This window comes from Archangium sp. (assembly GCF_036389735.1).
Taxonomy (GTDB): domain Bacteria; phylum Myxococcota; class Myxococcia; order Myxococcales; family Myxococcaceae; genus Archangium.
The window spans coordinates 1-3,695 of record NZ_DASVWK010000562.1 but is presented as its reverse complement, the minus strand read 5'-3'; the positions used below and the strand labels follow the sequence as shown (position 1 = coordinate 3,695).

Here is a 3,695-nt window from a genome sequence, read left to right as displayed (position 1 = left end):
ACACCTTGATGTCGGTGACGTCGTTCTGGAAGGACAGCTCGAAGAGGGTGTTGGAGGTGCCGGGGAGGAAGTGGAGCTCGGCGCCGCGCATGTTGGGCGGCATGAGCACGCCGTCATTGGGGTAGACGAGGTCGGGCCTGCGGGTGGCGTTGGCGGGGCCGGAGAAGCGGGCCGAGGCATCCGTGGGCACGGTGGGGGAGGCCGGGTCCTTCACGCTGGCCTGGAGCTTCACGGACACCCGGGTCGTGCCACGCACGGTGCCCGCGAGGGCCGACACCGTGGTGACGCCGCCCTGGTTCTTGTAGGTGGTGAAGGTGCTGCCCGAGAAGCCACCGATGAAGGTGTTGTCCACGGAGAAGCGGGTCTGCGCGGTGATGTCGCGCTGCTGGCCGTTCTCGAAGGTGCCGAGCGCACGGTAGGTGAGGGAGGCGGGCGTCTGTCCGGCCTCGACGACGAGCACGCCGTCCGCGGGCTCGAGGGTGAGGGCGGTCAACCCGGCGAGGGACTCGTCTTCGCCGGGAGTCCCATCACCCTTCGACGGGTCCTTGCCACAACCGGTGGAGGCCAGGAGGAGCACGGCGAGGGCCGTGGAGAAAAGAGCGGGAGTGCGCATGCGGCGCAGTGTCGCTCGAACGGGGCCCTCGGGAAAAACGAAGAGGCCGACAATTCCCCGGTGAAGAGGAACTGTCGGCCTCAAGAGAGCGGCGGACCGGGTTCGAACCGGCGACCCCGAGCTTGGGAAGCTCGTGCTCTACCAACTGAGCTACCACCGCGTCGCAAGCAGAGCCAAAGTAAGGACCTGGGCCCGGCTTGTCAACGAGAAGTAGCGGGGGGTGCTACTCGCCCTCCTCGACGGTGAGTTGGTAGGCATCCTGGAAGTTGGCCTCGCGGTTGCGGGCGTCTCGGACCTCCAGGAGGTAGACGCCGGGCTCGGCGCTGTAGCGGATGACCTCGGGCTGATCTCCCTTGGCGCGATCGGCCGTCTGCACGAGCGCCGGCTTGCCATCCTCACCCACCCGGTAGAGGTAGAGGCCCACGTCCACCTTGAGGATGCCCAGCAGCGTGGCCTTGAGCGGGGTGCGCACGGGCCGCTCCGACAGGTCCAACCGGTAGTAGTCCACGTCCTTGAGTGGATAGACGGTGCCTCGCACCGCCCGGCCCGTGGCCAGTTCCATTCCCCGATCCGGGGCGTTGTTGGGCTCGCGCTCCTCGCCGCCGTTGTCCGGGACGGTGGTGACGGACAGGCGGTAGGGCTGGTCCGCGTTCTCGTAGTCGCGCACCCACTTGTTCTCCACCTTGCGCGCGGCCCCCTGCACCCGGAAGTAGCAGGTGCCGTTGCAGGCCACGTTGTTGAGGCGCTCGGGCTCCTTGATGGCACCGTCGTTGGCGCGCTGGACCACCGTCTCCTTCTGCCCGTCGCCCGTGGGGGGCTCGATGACGGACAGCTCCAGGTCCAGCCGCTCCACGCCGGCCAGCTCCAGCTTCGCCAGCACCGGCTCCGTCGTCTTGAGGACGAAGTTGTCCATGTCGCCCTTGGGCGAGAGGAAGCCCTCCTTGAAGCCGGACAGGGGCAGGGTGGTGGCCTTGAAGAGCTCGTCGTTGGGCTCCAGCTCCGCGTTCGCCCCGGCCTCCTCCAGCGACACCGTCAACGTGTAGGGCTTCTCCGAGTTGAAGCCACGCTTCGCGTCCTTGCCCGTCCCCGACCAGCCGCTCTTCACCACCAGGTACACCACGCGATCGCTCGCCCGGACGCCGATGTTGCGCAGGGCGAAGCCCTCACCCTCCTTGCCCTTGGGGGTGGTGAAGAGGGGGGCCTCCGCGGCCGAGAGCACGGACAGATCCGCCCGCACGCCCTCGATGCTGGTGAGTTCGATCTTCAGCGCCACCGCGGCCGGCTCCTCCGTCGCGGCGGGCTGAAGGCCCTGGCCCGGGACGGGCACGGGCACCTGGAACTGGGAGGGGTTCCCCGGCTGCTGCGCTTGCGCGCCCAGGTCGGACGGAGTGCCCTCGCCGGTGGGGGCGTTCGCCGCCGCCTCGGACGGGGGCGGGGTGCCCTCGGGGGTCGTCGGCTGGTCCGGAGGGGCGTCCGTACCGGGAGCCGGGGGGGTCTCCGTGCCGGGGGCCGGAGCGGGCGCTGGAGCCGGAGCCGGAATCGCGGAGGGGGACGGCTCGGGCAGCTCCAGCCGGTACCAGTCCTCGTCGCCGGCGTGGCCGAGGAAACCCATCACCGCCTGACCCATCTGGAGCGGGGAGGCGTCCACGGCCCGGTCATTGGGCTCGCGCTCCACACCGTCCTCGGGCTCGTGGTAGCGCAGCTCGAGGGTGTAGGCGCCCCCGGTGCCCTTGCGCGCCGAGACGACGCGCACCCAGCGCTCGCGCTCGACATAGAGGTTGGGGAAGCGCTCCGGCTTGCCTTCGCCGGCGCTGTTGATGCCGGCGCTGCGGATGCCGGGGGCGTCGTACACCTCCAGCAGCACGTCTCCGCCGGGGATGCCGGAGACGGTGACGTCCGACACGCGAGGACCGGCCGGGGCGAGCCGGTACCAGTCCTCATCGGGCTTGGACGGATCCGCCCCCAGGCTGGCACCTACCGTGGCGTCCCGGCCGAGGGTGAGGGCCTGCTCGGGCCGGTCGTTGGGCTCCTTCTCGCTGAGCTGCTCGGGCCCCGTGATGACGGGCCCGGCATCCGGCGCCTCGGTCTCCTTCTTCGGGCAGCCGGCGAGCAGAGCGCACAGGCACACCCATCCCAGACGTCGCATTCCGTTCCCTCGTGGCATTCGGGCGCCTACTCAATCCCCTGGCGCCCGGGTGTCAAGGTTCGCCAACAGACAAGCGGGCGCTTTCATCCCGGGAGGGGGAAAGAGAGAGGGCGGAGCCGTGGCGTTCCCGGCCCGCGGGGAGCGGGCCCGGACGAGGGCAGGGCAAGGCGAGGCCCCGAAGGGGCATCAGACGGCGGCCGACTTCTTCTTGCCACTGAAGTGGCGGAAGAACTCGATGATTTCCCGCTCGGCGATCTTGGCGTCGGTGGCGTCGGCGAACTCCGACTCGAGGAACATGCCACCGCAGGACTCGCAGGTGTCGTAGTGAAGCGGATGTTGCCGATCACCACCGTCTACCCGGATGAGGTCCACCTGGCACTCGGGACAATGGCCAGTGAGGGCATCCGCGTCGACCTTCCCACCCTGGCTCTCCAGCCCGGGGAGGTTGTTGTGGAGGAGGATCCGGTTGAGATCCGCGACGTCGATCCAAAGACCGCCGCACTCTCCACACTTTCGCAGCGTCTCATGGTCTCCTTCGAGATCGGCCATTTCGACACTGCAACCGGGGCAATTCATGGGGTGGGTCATTCTCCTGTTGGGGGGAGCTGCGCTCCCGTGAGATCCGCCCAGGGAGCAAGTCGGCCCCCCTGCACGTTCAGAGAATGATAGGTCGCATGATTTTTCGGATGCAACCCAACCGCACCATTGTGTTCACGGACGCAACCCTGGGAGCCCCCCGGGATTAGGCCTTGACCCGGCGGATATCGGCCCCCAGCTTGCGCAATTTGCGCTCCAGGCGCTCGTAGCCGCGGACCAGGTGGTAGATGCGGGCCACCTCGGTCTTGCCCTCGGCGCGCAGGCCCGCCAGGACGAGCGAGGCGCTGGCCCGCAGGTCCGTGGCCATCACGGGGGCCCCGGAAAGCCTCTTGACCCCCT

General features: G+C 69.0%; 3 protein-coding genes, 1 tRNA gene and 1 pseudogene. All 5 read right to left on the bottom strand.

Annotation, left to right across the window (positions count from 1 at the left end; genetic code table 11):
• Positions 1 to 613: hypothetical protein (locus tag VF794_RS19785; protein ID WP_331112673.1), on the bottom strand; the 613-nt coding region annotated here is incomplete at its 3' end.
• 87 nt (positions 614 to 700) lie between these two features.
• Positions 701 to 773 (bottom strand) — tRNA-Gly (locus VF794_RS19780).
• 63 nt (positions 774 to 836) lie between these two features.
• Entirely contained in the window at positions 837 to 2,759 is a 1,923-nt protein-coding gene (locus VF794_RS19775) for an ABC transporter substrate-binding protein (protein ID WP_331112672.1), read from the bottom strand.
• Between the two features lie 186 nt (positions 2,760 to 2,945).
• Positions 2,946 to 3,335: a zf-TFIIB domain-containing protein gene (locus tag VF794_RS19770; RefSeq protein ID WP_331112670.1), complete on the bottom strand. Its 390-nt coding sequence runs from the start codon at positions 3,333 to 3,335 to the stop codon at positions 2,946 to 2,948.
• Positions 3,336 to 3,501: 166 nt separating this feature from the next.
• Positions 3,502 to 3,695: pseudogene (locus tag VF794_RS19765) on the bottom strand (UDP-N-acetylglucosamine 1-carboxyvinyltransferase); the annotation flags it as partial.